Below are 19,977 nucleotides of genomic sequence, written 5' to 3'. Positions count from 1 at the left end.
TCCTCTCAATGTTTCCTTCGTGCAACAAATTTAGTTTAATGCAGATAGAGGGATTTTGCAAGTGTTATGCTGTATTTTGGGAAAAAGAAAAAGTTACCATGATGGGATGGTCTTTTTTAGAGATACATGAGTTTTTCAAATCTTGCTTTTATTTTTTTAGTGGGTTATTTTTTCAGGGGGAACGCGGTATAATGGGGTATGGATAAGTGGAAGGGGCTGGCGGAATTGGTGACGGTGGAGCAGTGGCGTGCGATTTGTGAAAATGATGCGGGGTATGACGGGCAGTTTTTTTATGCGGTGAGTACGACGCGGATTTTTTGTCGGCCTTCGTGTAAGTCGAGGACGCCGAAGCTTGAGAATGTGCGGGTGTTTTTGTGTGCGGAGGATGCTATGGATGCGGGGTTCAGGCCTTGTAAGCGGTGCAAGTCAGGTGGCGTGAGGTTGCCGGATGAAGATTGGGTGGCGCAGATTGAGGCTTATATTGGTGAGCATTATCGGGAGCATTTGACGCTTTCGAGGATTGCGGATGGGTGTCATGGCAGTGCGTATCATCTGCATCGGGTTTTTAAGGCGCAGACGGGGATGACACCGCTCGATTTTGTGCATGAGGTGCGGATTCGGGAGGCGTGTGTGTTGCTGGAGACGACGGAGATGCGGGTGATGGAGATTGGTGCTGCGGTTGGGATGCCGAATGCGGCGCAGTTTGCGACGTTGTTTAAGCGGACGCGGGGTGTGACGCCGAGTGGGTATCGGAAAAATTGGAAGGAGTTGCATGTGTGATGACGCGGATTTTTTATGATCGGTTGCAGGTGGCCGGGATGGCGTTTTATATTGGGGTCAGCGAGCGTGGATTGGCGTTTGTTGGCTCGGATGGGTCGGATATAGCTGAGTTGAAAAAGTGGGGCGAGCGGGTTCGCGTGGATTTGACGGTGGATGAGATGCGGGTGAAGCCTTATGCGGACGGGATTGTGGCGTACTTGACGGGGGCGCGACGGGATTTTGATTTGCCGCTGGATATTGCGGGGACGCCTTTTCAGGAGGCAGTTTGGCAGGCGCTAGTCGCGATTCCTTATGGGGAGACGAGGACGTATTCGGAGATTGCGAGTGAGATTGGGAAACCGCAAGCGGTGCGAGCAGTTGGGACGGCGATCGGGGCAAATCCGGTTTTGATGGTGGTTCCGTGTCATCGCGTGATTGGGAAAAATGGAAAAATAACGGGGTACCGTGGTGGTGTCGCGATGAAGGAACGGTTGTTGCGATTAGAGGCCTAGCCTTGCCAAAAACAGTTTTTCAAGCGGACGTTACCATTTGGCGTGAAGGGGATGCCTTCTGCTTTTAGTAGGTCGTATTGTGCGGACCAGCCTGAAACGAGGCGGCCTTGGGAGTTGACGACGCGGTGGCTTGGGATGCTGGCGTCACTTGGCGTTAGGCGCATGGCTTGACCGACAAGACGCGAATTTTTCGGGCGATCGAGCATGTACGCGATTTGACCGTATGTCGTGACTTTTCCGCGTGGGATTTGGCGGACGAGATTATAGATGTCTTGCTGAAATTCGGCGTGTTGCATCATGAGTTTCCTCCTATTATATGTAGTAAAAGAGAGCAATGATGGAAGCTGCTCTCTTTTTTTGCGTGCTAATTAGCGATTTTGGATAACTTCGGTTTTGTAGCCGTCTGGGTCCATCACGAAGAAATAGGATGGTTTTGTTCCTGGTAGGCCTTTTAAGTCAGTGACGCTGTAGCCGGCTTTTTCGAATTTTTCGTGTGTTGCGGATAGGTCATCGACGCCAACTGCGAGGTGTCCGTAGCCGTTTCCTAGATCGTAGGCTTCTGCGTCGTAGTTGTAAGTCAGTTCCAATTCGAATCCGCCTTCTTCAAATGCAAGGTAGACGAGTGTGAATTTGTGGTCTGGGAAGTCTTTGCGACGTGTTTCTTTCAGGCCAAATGCTTCGGTGTAGAAAGCTAGCGATTTGTCTAAGTCCTTGACGCGAATACACGTATGTAGCATTTTAATACTCATGATAAAATTCCTCCTAAATAGCGATTTTCTCTCGTTTTCATTGTAGTATATTCGGGCATTGATTACAAATTTTGTTGTTTGTAGGAGTCGATGATGACGTTTATAAATGCGCCGAGTAGTAGGATAATCGAGACGAAGTAGAGCCAGAGCATGATGACGATCATGATGCTGAGGCTGCCGAAACCGAGAATTTTATCGCCTTGAAAACTGACGTATGCGGAAAGTAGTTCGGTTGCAGCAAGCCAGCCGACTGTTGCGAATAGGGCACCGATGACGCTTTTTCGGATTTTCCATTTGACGTTTGGAACGAGCCAGTAAATGATGAGGAACAGGATGAATAGAAAAATTGGCGTGATGAACCATTTTGCGGCGCCTAAATCGGCGAGGGCATCAAGCTTCAGGTCGAATTGGTCTTGTAGGAAAGTCACGATTTGTTCGCCAAATGCGAAGATAAAGACGATGGCACCGAGGATTACGATGATAACGAGCATCATAAGGAAAGACATGATGCGGGTCACGATGAAATTTTTGCGATCAGGGGCTTGGTAGACGATGTTTAGGACTTCTTGTAGGGCGCTGAAACATTTCGAGGCGGACCAAATCGCGGTGATTAGACCGAGTGAGATGGCGGTGCCGCTTGCGTTGGTGAGCATGCTTTCGATGACGGGGTGCAGGATATCGTATACTTCTGGTGGCATGAATGTTTGGAGCGTGGTGTAGACTTCCTCTTTTGGAATTGGTAGGAGTGGTATGAGATTGCCGAATACGAGCATCATTGGGAGGATGGATAGCAATATGTAAAAGGTGAGCTGGGCGGCGTGGGATGTGATTCGGGCGCTTTTCCAGTTTGTTTTGGCGAGTTCTCCTACTTGTTTTAGTTTGGCTTTTGTTTGGTTTTTTAGTGGCATGTGTGATACATCCTTTCGTGAAATGGTTTTCTGACATTTAATTAATTATTTTGGTTGTAGCATAATTCTCTGCATAGTCACAATACCCCTGAGCCTATAAATAAAACAAAGATGAATCGCATGAGTGAAAAGCCACCTAGTAACATTTGTTACTGATATTTTGTGTTTTTTTATACTTATTTTTAAAAATATCCTATAAAAATGACGGTTTAGACATAAAAATGACATAAAATAAATGCTTTAATAGCAGTCGTTTTGATGATGATTTACAAAATTACAAATTAAAAATAGATATCTGGTGACTTTCCTATATGCAAATTACGATTTTTTAAGTGTATAACGTCAAAAAATTATACTTTATGCTAAGTAAGTAGTTCAAATAAAAGGGAGGCGTCCTATGGATTTTCTTGCTGTGCACAGTTTGTTACTTAGGGAACCTAACTTGCTGTTACCGTTACTAGACTTGTCAAATATAAACAGAAGAGATTCTGAGCTTTACCAAAATAAGATTCTCGATAATCATCAACATCTTGTTTTGTCGGATTCCGGTAAATTAATTCATATAGTAAAAGGGAAGCTATTGCAACAAATCAACAATGCGGGTCAAAAAAAACAAACCGTGAATGCAATTTGGATGGAGAATGATTTTATTTTTCATAATGTTTTTCACAATGATGAGTATGAATATGTTGCGCTTGGTTCTGTAGAATTGGCAATTTACGACGCGAAAACGGTACTTCAGGAACTTTCTCAGCAGCCATTTTTTCCAGATTTGCTTATCGATATTTTGAAGCGCCAAGAGTTTCATTTTTATCGGTATGCGCATATGTTGACCCAAAGTACGCAGGAACGGGTCATCGATATGATTAAACTGCTGTCTAAAAAGGGCGATACGGGATATCACATACCTAAAATGGTGAATTATTTATTACTTTCTAAATGTTGCCAAATATCACCGCATACAGCCAAAAAAGTAGTGAGTGAGCTAGAGTTAGACGGGAAAATTATTGTTGATCGAGAACAATCTATTTTAGTATATGATTCTGATGATTCGGGTTTATAAGTTAATCCCGCCCATGAAAAAACTTAAATCTGACATGGAGAACTACATGGGAATACTACTGATGGATTCAAGTGAACGCTTTTGAATTCAGTTTAAAAAGTAGTTGCGCAACAATAATAATTAAAATCAGGGGAGGACATTAATTATAATGTTAACGAAAAATAATATCATAAAAAAAAGTGGGAAAATCGCTTTAGCAACTGTATTAGTTGGAAGCTCGCTGCTAACTACAATACCTGCTAACGTATTTGCAAGTGAAGAAGCACTTAAAAATGTAGCCGCACTTACAGCTGCTCCTGCTAATGCAACGGAGGTAGCAACATCTGCAGAACTAAGAGCAGCCTTGTTAAGCACAACGATAACAGACATTAAACTAACAGCAGACATTAAACTAACGTCAAGTTTTAACTTCACAACACAAAAAAATCTATATGGTAACGGACATTCCATCGATATGGGTCTGAATAGAATCGGTGTTGCAAAAGTTGATTCCATTAACCGCATAGAGGATCTAACTATAACTAACCAAGATATTTACCCGTTATTCTGGTCAGAATTTGCTGGCGTGCAAGTCACTTATAAAAATGTCACTTCTAGCGGTAGACAATTTGTGTACAATGCGAGAGGTACGGCCATTTTAGAGGGAAATATTAAAGCAACTTCTGATTACGGAAAAACTATCCAAGGAACGAACTTGATAATCAAAGAGGGCGCAAACGTCGATTTCTCTTCCGTTGATTCTAATGGAATAGCACTTTATGTGATTGGGAATTTAACCCAAGAAGCAGACTCTAATATGAAAGTCGATTCGAAGTCATATACGCTTTATGTGGCTAATAATAATGCACAAATTTCTGTTGCAGGAAATATGGAGCTGAAATCAGCAACGAAGCAAGCCATTTATGCAACTGGCGGGAATATGGTCGTTAAAACAGGCGCTAAATTCAAGGCTGATGCAGGTGATGCGGTGGAGGAAGGTATTTCTATTACGAATGGTAGCTTAACTGTTCAATCAGGAGCGGATTTCGTTGCGACTTCCAAAGGTGTACAAGGAACAGTTCAAACGGGTAAATCATTAGTATTTGAGAACGGTTCAAATTTTGCCATTACAAATACGAATGCTACAGGATCTGTTTTTGCGAACTATGCTGGCGCTTCCACTAACATTAAAATTAATTCCGATAAAGGGCTAACCACCTGGGATTCCGCTTTTATCTACAATGACAAGCCAACGCATAGCTACAATGACTTTAAAATGGCAACACTTGATTTGTCTGGTTGGGATAAAGGTAACTTAAGTCAAAAGAACTTAATGTCAAACAGTGCGCAATTTCAAACACAATTTGTAAGTAAAACAACAGCGAAACTACTGGGTGGTAGCTATACCTTAACGAATATGGCTCAAACAAAAATTGAGGAACTTACGACAGATTCAACGCACGTAGTCGGTTTAGCAGAGCCAAACGCAAAAATCGTTATTAAGGACGCAGCGGGAACGACACTAGCTTCTGGTAGAGTAGGATCAGACGGTTTCTACGATGTTACCATTGCTAAACAGGCCGGGGGAACTGTCGTAACAGCAACAGCCGATTCTGATGGTATTACCTCTTCGGCAACAACAACAGTCAAACAAGCTGCTATTGCACAAACAACCATTGCACCTCTAACAACAGATTCAGTAAAAGCAACAGGCACAGCAGAACCAAATGCAGACATTGAAATCAAAGCAAATGGTGAAGTCATTGGTTCTGGAAAAGTAGGATCAGACGGAAACTATAGCATTACAATCTCACACCAAGATGTTGGCACAAGAGTAACAGCAACAGCAACAAAAGGAACTGCCACTTCTACAGCAACAAAGACCGTTACACAAGGTGAGCTGGAACAAACAACTATCTCAGCGATAACAACAAAATCAACGGTAGTAGAAGGAACAGCGGAAGCAAATGCATCTGTTGAAATTAAAAATAGTGCTGGAGATGTACTTGGATCTGGAAAAATAGGATCTGATGGTAAATACAGTATTACAATTCCAAAGCAAGCCGCAGGAACAGTTGTGACAGTCACAGCAGCATCAAACGGCAAAACTTCGGCAGCACAAACAACAGTCGTTCGCGGTGAAATTGATGCGACAACAGTTAACGACGTGACGACAGAATCAGTGTCTGTTTCAGGAACAGCTGAACCGAATGCAACAATCACAGTGAAAGATCGAGATGGCAAACAATTGGCAACAGGTCGTGTCGGATCAGATGGCATATACAGCCTCACTATTGCAAAACAACCAGAAGGAATGGTTATCTCGATAACAGCTTCGTTAGCAGGATTCACATCAACAGCATCAACTATTGTGGTACGTGATGGTATTGATCAAACGACCATTAATTCCCTTACAACGGATTCTGTCTCTGCTTCAGGAACAGCTGAACCAAACGCAACAATCACAATGAAAGATCAAGATGGTAAGCAACTGGCAACAGGACGTGTGGGATCAGATGGTATTTACAGTTTGACGATTGCGAAACAAGCAGAAGGAACAGTCGTAACAGCAACAGCAACAAAAGATGGCAAAACGTCAAGTGCAAAAACAACAGTCATACGAAATGGTAATGCTGATCAAGATGCAGCTAGAGCGGCCGTCGATGCATTATTCACAGACGCAACAAAAACGGATATCAAATCGACTACAAACCAAGCCACAATCGACGCAGCACAAAACTTAGTAAACAAAGTAACAGACCCAACGAAAAAAGCAGAACTCCAAGCCGATTTAAACAAAGCACAAAGTCAGTTGGACGCTAAAACAACGCAAGCAGAAGCAGAAAACAAAGCACGTGAAGCAGTGAATAACTTATTCACAAACAAAGACCCAAATGGCAACATCACGAATGCAGTAACACAAGCGGTGATTGACGCAGCGCAAGCATTGGTTAATCAAGTAACGGATACAACGAAAAAAGCAGCACTACAAAAAGATTTAGACAAAGCGAAAGCACAATTCGCGACAAAAGGAACACTGAAACCAGACGATTTTGTGTTAGGTACGACTTCTATCACTGGTAGCTATTCCGGCGATGTAGACCGTATCACACTCAGCAAAGACGGTGTAGAATCAGGAAACGCAACGAAAACAAACGGTACTTTCAGATTTTATGTGGGACCAGGTATCAAAAAAGACCAAGTACTATACATGGTTGCTTATGACAAAAATGGCAGAGAAATCGCTCGTGAAAAAGTCAATATTGCGAAGGTAACAGAAGGAACTCTATCTCCAACGGCAATGACAATCCCAGGTGATTCTTACATCAGTGGAACTTATACAGGGGACGTATCTCGCATTGAAGTCAGCATCACAAACGAAGCTGGCGTGACACAACTATACAAAGGCGGCACAGTAGCAAACGGTACCTTCAAGTTCTACTCTTTCGACAAAACCAAATCACCAAAAGACATCATTGTCGTTCGTGCTTACGATAGCGTTGGTAAATTACTCGACACAAAAACAGTCACGATCAAAAACAATGTGGTCACAACAGAAGGTAAAGTAACACCAGCAACCATGACGATTCCAGGCGATACAACGCTAACAGGAACGGTATCTGGTGATGTAGCTTCTCTTAAAGTAACGGTAAACGGCACAGAATATGCTGGTGGCAGTATCAATAATGGCACATTCAAATTCTACACACTAGACAAAATCAAAAAAGCAGATGACAATGTCACGATTGCGGTTTACGACAAAACAGGCAAACTGTTAGACAGCAAAAAAGTAACGATCCAAGCACCAACGAAATAAAATAGAACACGACAGAAAAGGAGAATGATATCAATGCAGAAGCAAAAAAGGGTTATGAGTCAAGCATTAAAAGTGATGGCAGCAGGTACTATTGTATTTTCTAGTTTAGGAGCTATTCCATTTAATACGTTTGCCGCTGATGTAACGGCGACGCAAGCGGAAAATGAGAAAGTTACTATCCAAAATGGTGTGAAGGCAGAGTACACAAAAATTATTAACAGAAGTCCATGGCAAGCTAATCTAATTGGATCGGCGTATGTCGAAAAAGCATTTAGTGAAAGTTTTGGCACGAGTGAACCATTTCCTGGATTAGGGAACACAAATTATTCTATTAAGAAAACTGGTTATGTCGTAATCCCAGTATCTGGTCAGTATAACTTAAAAACCCAAGGGGATGACAGAACCTCCGTCAGTATCAATGGAGAGCTACAGTTGGTAACAGGAGCTTATAATGCGTCAAATTGGAAAAGTATGGGGTATCTTCATGGAGGCGATATTGTTGAAATTTCACAGACCGTAGAACAAGATGCTGGTGTTGCGTATACGTTATTGAGTTGGGGCATGCCGAATCTAACAACGGAGAATCCAGATAATAATTGGAAAGAGGTTCCTCTATCTAATACGTACCCAACAAGAGAACAAGCAGAACTGGCATCGGCTGAGATGAAGAAGCATGGTGTGATGACAGAATATTATGATGGTACTACAACAACTATTTTTAAAGGCCAAACGGTTGAGCATGAGAGCTTTACAAAGCATTACGGGACATTTGAACCATATCCTGGATTGGGAACAGACTATTATACCGTGAAGAAAACAGGCTATATTTATATTTCTGAAACTGGGAATTATCGCTTTAATGGCGGCGGTGATGATATTTATACGCTAGCGATTGACGGTAGAGAAGTCATTAAGAATTTGAGATATCCTAATCTTGCTGAAACAGGGGACCTTTATCTGGAAAAAGGAACGACTATCAAGATTGAGCAAACGGTTGCTAACGAAAAGGGACCAGGTGCTTCTTCATTAAAATGGAAAACGCCAGGCCAAACAGCGTATAGCGATGTTCAAGTAACTGATGTGTATGAATCCAAGGAAAAAGCGTTGGCATCGAACGAAGGAGGCCTTTTTGATGAAGCTAGTAAAGCTGTGAATAATTTATTCATCAACAAAGATCCAAACGGTACGATTACGAATACAGTGACACAAGCAGATATTGATGCGGCACAAGTTTTAGTGAACAAAGTGGTAGACCCGACGGAAAAAGCTGGACTACAAGCCAATTTGAACAAAGCACAAAGTCAATTAGATGCTAAAACGGCACAAGTGGAGGCAGAAAACAAAGCGCGCGAGGCAGTCAACAACTTATTCACCAGCAAAGATCCAAACGGAAACATCACGAACAAAATGACGCAAGCAGATGTTGATGCAGCGCAAGTTTTAATCAACAAAGTAACCGATCCAACGAAGAAAGCGGCGTTACAAGCTGATTTGGACAAGGCACAAAATCAATTAGACGCTAAAACAACGCAAACAGAAGCAGAAAATAAAGCGCGTGAAGCGGTGAATAACCTATTCACAAACAAAGATCCAAATGGCAACATTACAGGTGCGACAACACAAACGAACATTGACGCAGCGCAAACTTTAATCAACAAAGTAGTAGACCCAACGAAGAAAGCGGCGTTACAAGCTGATTTGAATAAAGCGCAAAGCCAATTAGATGCTAAAACAGCACAAACAGAGGCAGAAAACAAAGCACGCGAGGCAGTCAACAATCTATTCGTTAACAAAAATCCAAACGGAAACATCACGAGTACTATGACGCAAGCGGATATTAATGCAGCCCAAGCGCTCATCAACAAAGTAACTGATCCAGCGAAAAAAGCAGCATTGCAAGCCGATTTAAACAAAGCACAAAGTCAGTTGGACGCTAAAACAACGCAAGCAGAAGCAGAAAACAAAGCACGTGAAGCAGTGAATAACTTATTCACAAACAAAGACCCAAATGGCAACATCACGAATGCAGTAACACAAGCGGTGATTGACGCAGCGCAAGCATTGGTTAATCAAGTAACCGATCCAACGAAAAAAGCGGCACTACAAAAAGACTTGGACAAAGCGAAAGCACAATTTGCGACAAAAGGAACACTGAAACCAGACGATTTTGTATTAGGGACAACATCCATCACTGGTAGTTATTCCGGCGATATAGATCGTATTACCCTGAGCAAAGACGGTGTGGAATCAGGAAACGCGACGAAAACAAACGGCACATTCAAGTTCTATGTCGGACCAGGCATCAAAAAAGAACAATCTCTATACATGGTAGCTTACGACAAAAACGGCAGAGAAATTGCTCGTGAGAAAGTCAATATCGCGGCAGTAACGGAAGGCAATCTTTCGCCCACTGCGATGACAATTCCAGGCGACTCTTACATCAGTGGAACTTACACAGGAGACGTATCTCGAATTGAAGTCAGCATCACAAACGAAGCCGGCGTGACACAACTATACAAAGGTGGCACGGTCGCAAACGGTACATTCCGATTCTATTCTTTCGACAAAACAAAATCACCAAAAGACATCATTGTCGTTCGCGCTTACGATAGCGTTGGCAAATTACTCGACACGAAAACAGTCACGATCAAAAACAATGTGGTCACAACAGAAGGTAAAGTTACACCAGCAACCATGACAATTCCAGGCGATACAACGCTAACAGGAACGGTATCCGGTGATGTCGCTTCTCTCAGAGTAACGGTAAACGGCACAGAATACGCTGGTGGCAGCATCAGCAACGGCACATTCAAATTCTACACCCTAGATAAAATCAAAAAAGCAGACGATAATGTCACAATTGCCGTTTACGACAAATTAGGCAAACTACTAGATAGCAAAAAAGTAACAATCCAAGCACCAACAAAATAATATAGGATACGACAGAAAAGGAGAATAAGTTATGCAGAAACAAAGAAATGCTATGAGCAAGGCGCTAAAAGTAATGGCAGCAGGAACCATTGTATTTTCCAGCTTAGGAGCAGTGCCATTTAACACATTGGCAAGTGAAGTGATTATGCCAGCTGTGGATACACAAACAACCGATGTCAAGACATGGAACGAACTAAAAGTAGCGTTAGAAACAGCCAATATTACAGATATTAATTTAAAAGCGGACATCACTATGGCTGCTAATGCAAACATTAATGGCGCGAGTAAAACGATTCATGGAAATGGATATATGATAAATGCTAATAACAAAACATTAAGTATCTTCGCAGCAGGAACAGCCGTGAAAGTAGAAAATATGATGGTTGTAAACACGCATAAAAATGGTTTTATAAGTGGATCTAGTGAGACGATACAAGCGACAGTAACACTCTATAACATAGCATCTTCAGGAGCTCGTTTATTCAAATTATCGAATGCAACACTCATTTTAGAAGGTGATATATCAGATAAGTCCACATTCACTTGGAGTGGCTCGCCTGGATCTATCGGTGCTGGGAAAATTATAGTTCGCGAAAATGCAAATGTAAATATAGAAACAACAGGAGCTGACACATACGCAATCGCAGCTGGACAAGAGCTGAATGTTGAGAAAAGCTCAAAATTGAATATCAATGCTAAAGGCAGTAGCTTACTAATGGACAAAGGTTCTAAAGGCATTATAGACGGGCAAATAACAACGACAGCGAAAGATATTAATGGTATTCGCTTAACTCAAGCTCAGTTGACGATATCTAAAACTGGTGTTTGGAATGCATTGAATAGCGGAAGAGCGGGCTTGCTCCTTGAAAAGTCTCAGTTTGAAAACAATGGTTTGGTTGATATCAATGGACCAAAGGAGAATATTTCAGGGGATAACAGTGACGTTACAAATCTTGGAACAATGAAAATGTATTCAGATGCAGCGCTAGATTACAATCTAGTAAGAGTTGAGAATGGAAAACTGACACTAGGTACAGATAGTCATTTTACATTCAGTCATAAGAATAAAATAACGACTTCAAGCCCGTTAAGATTGAGTGTTTTAAATGTGGAGAAAGGCGCCACAATGGAAGTTAGTGCGAATGCTGCTAAATCTGCAGTCACGATACTTGAAACAGCTAAATTTGATAAAGGCGCTAATTTTTCTATCCAGAATGTTGTGGGTAGTGTTTTAGGATCGTTTTCAGGAGCATCAAAAATTAATATTGAATCAGATAATGGCTTTGCGACATGGAATAAAGGAAATGTTTTGTCTAAGGACCCGAACAGAATTTATGCTGGTCCACTTTATATGTATTTTGAGGTTACTGGTAATGAGGCGAATCAAAAGCAAGGCAATCTTCAGTCAGATAGCAGTGAGGCAAGAGTATTTTACAATAATCAAAATACCGGCAAAATTGCAAGTGGATCATTTGTGAAAGATCCTAGACAAGTAGAAGCAGAAAACAAGGCGAGTGAAGCGGTGAACAGCTTATTCATGAACAAAGATCCAAATGGTAATATCACGAGTACGGTGACACAAGCGGACATTGACGCAGCGCAAGCGTTGATTGACCAAGTAACGGATTCGGCGAAAAAGGTGGTACTGCAAGCTGATTTGAATAAGGCACAAAGTCAATTATTACAAGCAGAGAACAACGCACGCGAAGCAGTCAACAACTTATTCGCTAACAAAAATCCAAAAGGAAACATCACAAGTACGATGACACAAGCGGATATTGATGCAGCGCAAGCGTTAATCAACAAAGTAACTGATCCCGCGAAGAAAGCTGAACTACAAGCTGATTTAAACAAAGCGCAGAGCCAAATGGATGCCAAAACAGCACAAGTAGAAGCCGAAAATAAAGCGCGTGAGGCAGTCAATGACTTATTCACAAACAAAAATCCAAATGGCAATATCATGAGCACGATGACGCAAGCGGGTATTGATGCAGCGCAAGTGTTAATCAACAAAGTAACCGATCCAACGAAGAAAGCGGCGTTACAAGCAGATTTGGATAAGGCGCAAAATCAATTAGACGCTAAAACAACGCAAGCAGAAGCAGAAAATAAAGCGCGCGAAGCAGTGAATAACTTATTCGCAAACAAAGATCCAAATGGCAACATTGCAGGTGCGACAACACAAGCAAATATTGACGCAGTGCAAGTATTGATCAACAAAGTGGCAGATTCCGCGAAGAAAGCGGCGCTACAAGCTGATTTGAACAAAGCACAAAGCCAATTAGATGCTAAAACAGCGCAAGCAGAGGCAGAAAACAAAGCACGAGAAGCAGTGAACAACTTATTCACGAATAAAAATCCAAACGGTAACATCACGAGCAACATGACGCAAGCAGATATTAATGCAGCCCAAGCGCTCATCAACCAAGTAACTGATCCAGCGAAGAAAGCGATCTTGCAAGCCGATTTAAACAAAGCGCAAAGTCAATTGGACGTAAAAACAACACAAGTAGAAGCAGAAAATAAAGCACGAGAAGCAGTGAATAACCTATTCACGAACAAAGATCCAAATAGTAACATCTCAAGTGCAGTGACACAGACAGCGATTGACGCAGCACAAGCATTAGTCAATCAAGTAACCGACCCGGCGAAAAAAGCAGCACTACAAAAAGACTTGAATAAAGCGAAAGCACAATTCGCTACGAAAGGAACACTGAAACCAGATGAGTTTGTGTTAGGTACAACATCCATCACTGGTAGCTATTCTGGCGATGTAGACCGTATTACCCTGAGCAAAGACGGCGTAGAATCTGGAAACGCGACGAAAACGAATGGCACATTCAAGTTTTATGTCGGACCAGGTGTCAAAAAAGACCAAGTACTATACATGGTAGCTTACGACAAGAACGGTAGAGAAATTGCTCGTGAGAAAGTCAACATCGCAGCGGTAACAGAAGGCAATCTATCTCCAACAGCAATGACAATTCCAGGCGATTCTTATATCAGCGGAACTTACACTGGAGATGTATCTCGCATTGAGGTCAGCATCACAAATGAAGCCGGCGTGACACAACTATACAAAGGTGGCACAGTGGCAAACGGTACCTTCAAGTTCTACTCTTTCGACAAAACCAAATCACCAAAAGACATCATTGTCGTTCGTGCTTACGATAGCGTTGGTAAATTACTCGACACAAAAACAGTCACGATCAAAAACAATGTGGTCACAACAGAAGGTAAAGTAACACCAGCAACCATGACGATTCCAGGCGATACAACGCTAACAGGAACGGTATCTGGTGATGTAGCTTCTCTTAAAGTAACGGTAAACGGCACAGAATATGCTGGTGGCAGTATCAATAATGGCACATTCAAATTCTACACACTAGACAAAATCAAAAAAGCAGATGACAATGTCACGATTGCGGTTTACGACAAAACAGGCAAACTGTTAGACAGCAAAAAAGTAACAATTCAAGCACCAACGAAATAATTTAGATGCATCATGAGTGGTGTTCATCGCCACTCATGATGTCCTAATTTTGAAAGGGAGTTCCAATTTTATGAAAAAGAAAAGAAACTGGCTCATGGTATTTTTACTCAGTATTGTCGTGGCGGTCGCAATAAGCGGATGTGGTAAAACGGCGAGCGATGATGTTGGTAAAACAAGAGTAGCGAACAACCTCGAAATGACATTAGAGGGCACTCAATTGAAAATTAGTAACGACGATAAAAAGCAAATGCTACAACTCGATTTTAGCGTTAAGAATACAGGTAAGGAAAAAGCTGGAGCTGGCGCGGGTGATTTCAAGATTCAGACAAAAGATGGGAAAAAGCATGCGATGTATGGCTTGAATGCTAACAATTTTGGCGATGAGATTGCGGCTGGAAAGACATTGAAGGGTTCTGGTTTTTATGAAATACCGGCGGATCAGAAGGAAGTAACGGTGCTGTACGAGCCTTATTCACAAGAGGCGACGGATCATGTGAAGTGGACGGTTACGGTTCCTGATAAATGACAAGAAAGGGGAAAGCAATAGGATGAAAATGACGGTTATAGGCCTTGGATATATTGGTTTGCCAACTGCGATATTGTTCGCGAAATACGGGCATCAAGTGACGGGCGTCGATATCTCACCATGGGTCACCACACAGTTAAACGCGGGCTTGATTCATATTGAAGAGCCGGGTTTAGAGCAAGATTTACAAGGAGTATTGTTGACGGAAAACTTCTTTGCGAGTACGGTGCCTGCGAGTGCTGACGTTTACATTATCGCTGTACCAACGCCGAACAAAGCGGATCAATATCAGTCTTGTGATACGCGTTATGTCGAAGCTGCAGTGAACAATATTTTACCTCATGTAAAACGAGGCGATACGATTATTGTCGAATCCACTATTGCTCCGCGAACGATGACGGATGTCGTACAACCTGTGATTGAGCAGCAGGGTTTTACGGTGGGCGAGGATATTTTTCTAGCGCATTGTCCAGAGCGAGTTTTGCCGGGGAATATTATGCATGAATTAGTGCACAATCCGCGTATTATTGGCGGGATTACCGATGCTTGTACGGAAAAAGCGGCGGCGGTTTATGGCACTTTTGTGAAAGGTGAAATGATCAAGGCGCAGGCGGGCGAGGCGGAACTGAGTAAGTTGATGGAAAATACGTATCGGGATGTGAATATTGCACTTGCTAACGAGCTTGCCAAAATTAGTGAGCGTTTGGGCATCGATGCTTTGCGTGTGATTGAAATGGCGAATAAGCATCCACGTGTGACTTTGCATCAGCCAGGGCCAGGCGTTGGCGGTCATTGTTTAGCAGTTGATCCGTATTTTGTTATTGCTGCGGCTCCCGAGGAATCTCTGTTGATGCAGACGGCGCGGGCGATTAATAATAGTATGCCAGACTTTGTGGTACAACAAGTTCGAGCGTTCATGGCGGAGCGTGAGGGAAACAGGGTGACGCTTTTCGGAATGACATATAAGGGAAATATTGATGATGTCAGGGAAAGCCCAGCGATGGAAATAAAGGCGCGATTGGATGATATGGCTTTTGATGTTCGCGTTTTCGATCCGCACGTGGCTGAGTTGCCGCTGACTGGGGAAGAGGCGTGTGATGGGAGTTCATTATTAGTGGTGCTGACGGATCATGATGAGTTTCGAAATATTCCGACAAAATATACGAATAAAATGCGTGACATGACGATTTTTGATACGAAAAATATTGTGCAACATGTTGGTGCAGAGGTAAATTACGTGAATTATGGCAATTTATATCAAGCGAAAAAAATAGGGGTTGTTCCAAGTTAATCTACGCTAAAAGTACAACATAAATCTAAACGTTGCGTAACGGACTAAAAAACTATAGATAAAAGGTGGGAAACGGTGAATATCGAAAAAAAGATTGATATGAAAATGCTCGTTCAGTATTTGAAACGTTATGCGATTCTGTTGCTCTTCATGACAAACCTAGGTATTGCAGGGGCGTATGTTTGGGTGACGCAAATGGCAGTTCCGATGTACCAAGCGAGTTCGGATATCCTTGTGAAACCGCAGAAGCTTGCGGAGGATGATATTAGGCTGGATGCGAATACGAATAATCGCCTAATCAGCACGTATACAGGCATTTTGAAAAGTAATTACATTATCGATAAGGTGAAAGGCGATTTGAATTTAGTAGCAAAACCCGAGATATTAGCTCAAAAACTAGCGGTAAAAAACGAAAATGACTCGCAAATTATTTCTGTCTCGTATAAAGCGGACAGCGCCGAAAAAGCCATGGAATTTGTTAATAAAACGGTATCGACTATGCAGCAAGAGGTTGGCAACTTAATCGAGGACAATACGATTGTGATTCTATCCAAAGCAGTGGAAGGCACCGTTGTGAGTCCGAATAAAAAGGTGAGTTTGGTAATGGGCGCTTTTATTGGTTTGATGGTTGGCTCGGTTATCATGTTTATCCACGGTTTCACCAATGTGACGATTCGCGAAGAGGCAGATATTCAGGAAGTAACGGTTATTCCAGTGCTAGGAGAGATTGAAAAATGGTAATCCAAAAAAAGGCGAAACAAAGAACGCTCATTACAAACGAAAAAGGAACGATTCCGGAACAATTTCGTAATATTCGTGCATCGATTCAATACGTAGCGGATAAGAAAAAAATCAAGACGATTATGGCGACTTCTTGCCGACAAGGGGAAGGAAAATCTTCGCTGATTGCTAATTTAGCGATGTTTATGTCAAAGAGTGGGAAGCGAGTACTTTTGATTGATGGTGATTTACGATTGCCAACGATTCATCGGATTTTTAAATTGAAAAATTATGTTGGATTGTCTGATCTTTTGAAAGATGATCAATTTCATAGATATGAGGGGATTCAGAAGATTGATGATTATCTGGATGTGATGGCGAGTGGTGCTTCGCCGTATAATCCGTCTGAACTTTTGAGCGATAGTTTATTGCCGGAGATTTTGAAAGAGTATGAAACGGTGTATGATTTTATTTTTATTGATGCGCCGCCGATTGGGTTGTCGGATACGATTATTACCGCGAATTATTGTGATGCGACGATTCTTGTTTTGGAGAATGGGAAGACGACAAAGACGCAATTGAAAGAATGTATCGAGAAATGCAAGATGCAAAATATTGACGTGTTGGGGATTATTCGGAATAAAGTTAAACGGCGTCGTCATGAATCTAGTTATTATTATGATTACGTGAAGAAGTAAGGGGGAGAGGCATTTCATGTCTATTCGAGTCGGCAAATTATCTGTGTGGGCAGGGATTATTTTATACATCTTGAGCCTTTACATCGCTTACATTTATCTCATATCGCCGTCGTATAGCTATTATCGACTTGTCAACCTTCATCCGCCGCTCTGGATCTGTGCTGTGTCTAGCATACTTGCCTTTTTACCAGCTTTTTGGTCGGAGTATCGGGTGTCGAGACCGTCGCAAGTTATTTATTGGATATTGTATATTTTCGCGTATATTCCCGTGATGCTCATACCAGATTTCGTTCGTGCTACGCCGTTTGATGCCTTTTTTATCTTCAAATTTGTATTGCTTATATGTCTGATTATTCTGTACTTTGGTGGAGGATTGCCGCTTATTCGAATAAGAGAATGGAACATATCGCAAAATTTAGTCACGGTTGGTATCGTTTTTTTCACGATGTTGTTGTATGCGATTATGATTCAAACGTTCGGATTTCGCATCGATGTTGTGTCGTTTAAGGAAGTGTATGACGTCCGCGAAACGTATCGGGGAGAAGCGAATCGGTTTTCGGGATACGCGGTTGTGTGGCTTTCGAAAATTATGGATTTATTCTTAGTTACGCTCGGTGTTTTGAAAGGAAATATGGTGCTTATCGGGGTTGGAATCGTTGGTCAAATTTATGTTTACTCGGTTACAGGGCATAAAAGTGTCGCGTTATCGTTGTGTTTGCTCGCGGTTGTCCTGTTTTGTTTGCGACACGGGGGGGCTAAGTTCGGCGTCCGGTTTGTCTGGATGATCTTGTTTCTCGTCGTATTCTCGATGGTTTTTGATACGCTTAGCGGCAATATTACGCTCACAGAGATTTTTACGCGACGCATGTTATTTCTTCCGGGTGCGCTATCCAGTTTCTTCTTTGACTTTTTCTCTACGCATCCGAAAACGTATCTTGGGCATTCGATTTTTCGTGGTTTTGTTCATTATCCGTATGACGCGAATCCGAGTTATGTCATCGGGTTGAACTATTTTGGATCGGAGGAAATGTCGGCGAATGTGAACATGTGGGCGGATGGATATTCGGCATTTGGCTACGCGGGAATGATTGTGTTTACCATTTTGCTCACGATTGTGCTGTGGATTTACGATAGCATTTCGGCGAATCGAAATTTTATTATTAGTGTCGCGTTGATGGTTATGCCGGCGTGGAGTTTGGTGGATAGTTCGTTTATTATCGCGCTCATGACGAACGGTATTTTTATCGCGATGGGGCTGAATTATATATTCCAAACAGAGCAAAGGAGGGAGCCAATTGCCTATCAAAAAAATCATCTGGACGCTGTTTAGTGGCAATGCTTTGGCGCAACTGCTCATGATTGCTTTCGCACCAATTATTGCAAGGCTCTACTCGGCGGCAGAGTTCGGCATTTACGCGGCGTATGTGACCGTCATTACAATCACGGTGAAGGTCGCGAGTCTTGGGCTCGAAAAAGCGATTCCGTTAGAGCGAAACCGGACGCGGGCAAAAAAACTAACGTACATTAATCAGTATTTGGCAATCTTGATAAGTCTCGTAATCTTGCTGGTGTATCTCGTTTTCGGTGTCAGTGTTTTGAATTGGGTGGGGATTTATCCGGCGTTATGGGAGGCGATTTTGCTTTCGATGGGCATCGCGATGACGAGTCTGATTCAGATTTATAATTATGAAAATATGAACCGGGAGCAGTATCGGACGTTGGCGATGACGCGGGCTTTGCAGAATGGCTTCACTGGATTTGCGCAGATTGGATTTGCTTTTTCTGGCGTGATGAAAGGAACAGGATTATTGGTTGGTGACGTGATTGGGAAGACGATTAGTGTTGGGATATTGGCTCGGGTTTCGAAGCAAGATGTGAAAGTCCGCATGACATGGCGCGATACGGCGGAATTATTGCGTAAATATAAGGATTTTATGATTTTTTCGATGCCGGCGGGATTGATTAACACACTATCGTTGCAACTCCCGTTATTGCTTGTGTTAGCGGTTTTTGGCGCGAATGATAGCGGTCAATATGCGTTTGTGCAACGCGTGATTATCGTGCCGATTTCGGTTTTAGCGATGACGTTAGCGCAGTTTTTTTACAGTGTAGCAGCGAAGGAAATGGCGGCGAATCCAGCGAAGGTTTATGCATTATACATGAGTCTAACGAAGAAATTAGCTTGGTATTTGACGGTTCCGTTTTGTATTTTTGCCTTTTTCGCGCCGAGCATTTTTCACGTGTTGTTTGGTGAGGAATGGGTGGTTGCTGGGCAATTGACGCAAGTTTTAGGGGCGATGTTTTTGACGCAAATGATTTGTAGCGCGACGTCTCAGATTTTGTATTTACTGGAACGGCAAAAGTTACAAATGGTGTTGGAGAGTGTCAAATTGGGATTTGTAGTTGTTATTTTTAGTGTTTTTAAGAGCGATTTTTTACAAACGATGCTCGTATATGGGAGTGTTATTGCGGTTTTTAATCTGTGTTTATGGTGGATTGGGAAGGAAATTTTGAAAGGAAGGAGGGGATAG

15 protein-coding genes are annotated in these 19,977 nt (G+C 42.4%); 12 read left to right on the top strand and 3 right to left on the bottom strand.

The window, feature by feature from the left end; all coding sequences use genetic code 11:
* Positions 1-198: 198 nt before the first annotated feature.
* Both DUK53_RS13435 and DUK53_RS13430 read left to right on the top strand, forming a co-directional pair.
* Positions 199-780 (top strand): bifunctional transcriptional activator/DNA repair enzyme AdaA, encoded by a 582-nt coding sequence (locus tag DUK53_RS13435; RefSeq protein WP_036094829.1) that lies wholly within the window; start codon positions 199-201, stop codon positions 778-780.
* On the top strand, positions 780-1,271 hold the full coding sequence (locus tag DUK53_RS13430) for a methylated-DNA--[protein]-cysteine S-methyltransferase (protein WP_036133651.1): 492 nt from the start codon (positions 780-782) through the stop codon (positions 1,269-1,271). The genes DUK53_RS13435 and DUK53_RS13430 overlap by 1 nt, the downstream gene beginning before the upstream one ends.
* Here DUK53_RS13430 and DUK53_RS13425 read toward each other — a convergent pair.
* The 3 genes from DUK53_RS13425 to DUK53_RS13415 all read right to left on the bottom strand — a co-directional run bounded on the left by DUK53_RS13425 (position 1,268) and on the right by DUK53_RS13415 (position 2,928).
* Positions 1,268-1,567 (bottom strand): MGMT family protein, encoded by a 300-nt coding sequence (locus DUK53_RS13425; protein WP_036133807.1) that lies wholly within the window; start codon positions 1,565-1,567, stop codon positions 1,268-1,270. The two genes, DUK53_RS13430 and DUK53_RS13425, sit on opposite strands and share 4 nt — an antisense overlap.
* A gap of 72 nt (positions 1,568-1,639) precedes the next feature.
* The gene (gene gloA / locus DUK53_RS13420; protein WP_036133654.1) at positions 1,640-2,020 is read right to left on the bottom strand and encodes a lactoylglutathione lyase; all 381 of its coding nucleotides are present in this window, start codon (positions 2,018-2,020) and stop codon (positions 1,640-1,642) included.
* 62 nt (positions 2,021-2,082) lie between these two features.
* On the bottom strand, positions 2,083-2,928 hold the full coding sequence (locus tag DUK53_RS13415; protein ID WP_052165089.1) for a YihY/virulence factor BrkB family protein: 846 nt from the start codon (positions 2,926-2,928) through the stop codon (positions 2,083-2,085).
* 397 nt (positions 2,929-3,325) lie between these two features.
* Between DUK53_RS13415 and DUK53_RS13410 the strand changes: the two genes are divergently transcribed.
* The 10 genes from DUK53_RS13410 (at position 3,326) to DUK53_RS13365 (ending at position 19,977) form a co-directional block, all read left to right on the top strand.
* Positions 3,326-3,991 carry a cyclic nucleotide-binding domain-containing protein gene (locus tag DUK53_RS13410; protein WP_036133657.1) on the top strand — a complete coding sequence of 222 codons (666 nt, stop codon included), beginning with the start codon at positions 3,326-3,328 and terminating at the stop codon, positions 3,989-3,991.
* Between the two features lie 148 nt (positions 3,992-4,139).
* Positions 4,140-7,787: an immunoglobulin-like domain-containing protein gene (locus DUK53_RS13405; protein ID WP_052165090.1), complete on the top strand. Its 3,648-nt coding sequence runs from the start codon at positions 4,140-4,142 to the stop codon at positions 7,785-7,787.
* A 33-nt stretch (positions 7,788-7,820) separates the two neighbouring features.
* A complete protein-coding gene (locus tag DUK53_RS13400) occupies positions 7,821-10,718 on the top strand; it encodes an immunoglobulin-like domain-containing protein (protein ID WP_036133660.1) in 2,898 nt (965 codons plus the stop codon).
* A 31-nt stretch (positions 10,719-10,749) separates the two neighbouring features.
* Entirely contained in the window at positions 10,750-14,211 is a 3,462-nt protein-coding gene (locus tag DUK53_RS13395; RefSeq protein WP_036133663.1) for a toxin Cry1Ac domain D-VI-related protein, read from the top strand.
* 70 nt (positions 14,212-14,281) lie between these two features.
* Complete coding sequence (locus DUK53_RS13390) at positions 14,282-14,737, top strand: DUF4352 domain-containing protein (RefSeq protein ID WP_052165091.1); 456 nt, start codon at positions 14,282-14,284, stop codon at positions 14,735-14,737.
* A gap of 22 nt (positions 14,738-14,759) precedes the next feature.
* Positions 14,760-16,028 (top strand): nucleotide sugar dehydrogenase, encoded by a 1,269-nt coding sequence (locus DUK53_RS13385; RefSeq protein ID WP_036133666.1) that lies wholly within the window; start codon positions 14,760-14,762, stop codon positions 16,026-16,028.
* Positions 16,029-16,103: 75 nt separating this feature from the next.
* Positions 16,104-16,769: a YveK family protein gene (locus DUK53_RS13380; RefSeq protein ID WP_036133669.1), complete on the top strand. Its 666-nt coding sequence runs from the start codon at positions 16,104-16,106 to the stop codon at positions 16,767-16,769.
* Positions 16,763-17,446 (top strand): CpsD/CapB family tyrosine-protein kinase, encoded by a 684-nt coding sequence (locus DUK53_RS13375; RefSeq protein ID WP_036133671.1) that lies wholly within the window; start codon positions 16,763-16,765, stop codon positions 17,444-17,446. Before DUK53_RS13380 ends, DUK53_RS13375 begins: the two co-directional genes overlap by 7 nt.
* A 16-nt stretch (positions 17,447-17,462) precedes the next feature.
* Positions 17,463-18,776, top strand: coding sequence for a hypothetical protein (locus DUK53_RS13370; RefSeq protein WP_036133674.1), 1,314 nt, complete (start codon positions 17,463-17,465; stop codon positions 18,774-18,776).
* Positions 18,742-19,977 (top strand): oligosaccharide flippase family protein, encoded by a 1,236-nt coding sequence (locus tag DUK53_RS13365; protein WP_036094848.1) that lies wholly within the window; start codon positions 18,742-18,744, stop codon positions 19,975-19,977. Before DUK53_RS13370 ends, DUK53_RS13365 begins: the two co-directional genes overlap by 35 nt.

It is taken from the genome of Listeria sp. SHR_NRA_18 (assembly GCF_003856515.1).
Lineage (GTDB): Bacteria > Bacillota > Bacilli > Lactobacillales > Listeriaceae > Listeria_A > Listeria_A newyorkensis.
This window is presented reverse-complemented; position numbering and strand designations above follow the sequence as displayed.

Coding starts and splice junctions, on each gene's coding strand:
- DUK53_RS13435 (WP_036094829.1), top strand. CDS start 199: ATGGATAAGTGGAAGGGGCTGGCGGAATTGGTGACGGTGGAGCAGTGG.
- DUK53_RS13430 (WP_036133651.1), top strand. CDS start 780: ATGACGCGGATTTTTTATGATCGGTTGCAGGTGGCCGGGATGGCGTTT.
- DUK53_RS13425 (WP_036133807.1), bottom strand. CDS start 1,567: ATGCAACACGCCGAATTTCAGCAAGACATCTATAATCTCGTCCGCCAA.
- gloA (WP_036133654.1), bottom strand. CDS start 2,020: ATGAGTATTAAAATGCTACATACGTGTATTCGCGTCAAGGACTTAGAC.
- DUK53_RS13415 (WP_052165089.1), bottom strand. CDS start 2,928: ATGCCACTAAAAAACCAAACAAAAGCCAAACTAAAACAAGTAGGAGAA.
- DUK53_RS13410 (WP_036133657.1), top strand. CDS start 3,326: ATGGATTTTCTTGCTGTGCACAGTTTGTTACTTAGGGAACCTAACTTG.
- DUK53_RS13405 (WP_052165090.1), top strand. CDS start 4,140: ATGTTAACGAAAAATAATATCATAAAAAAAAGTGGGAAAATCGCTTTA.
- DUK53_RS13400 (WP_036133660.1), top strand. CDS start 7,821: ATGCAGAAGCAAAAAAGGGTTATGAGTCAAGCATTAAAAGTGATGGCA.
- DUK53_RS13395 (WP_036133663.1), top strand. CDS start 10,750: ATGCAGAAACAAAGAAATGCTATGAGCAAGGCGCTAAAAGTAATGGCA.
- DUK53_RS13390 (WP_052165091.1), top strand. CDS start 14,282: ATGAAAAAGAAAAGAAACTGGCTCATGGTATTTTTACTCAGTATTGTC.
- DUK53_RS13385 (WP_036133666.1), top strand. CDS start 14,760: ATGAAAATGACGGTTATAGGCCTTGGATATATTGGTTTGCCAACTGCG.
- DUK53_RS13375 (WP_036133671.1), top strand. CDS start 16,763: ATGGTAATCCAAAAAAAGGCGAAACAAAGAACGCTCATTACAAACGAA.
- DUK53_RS13370 (WP_036133674.1), top strand. CDS start 17,463: ATGTCTATTCGAGTCGGCAAATTATCTGTGTGGGCAGGGATTATTTTA.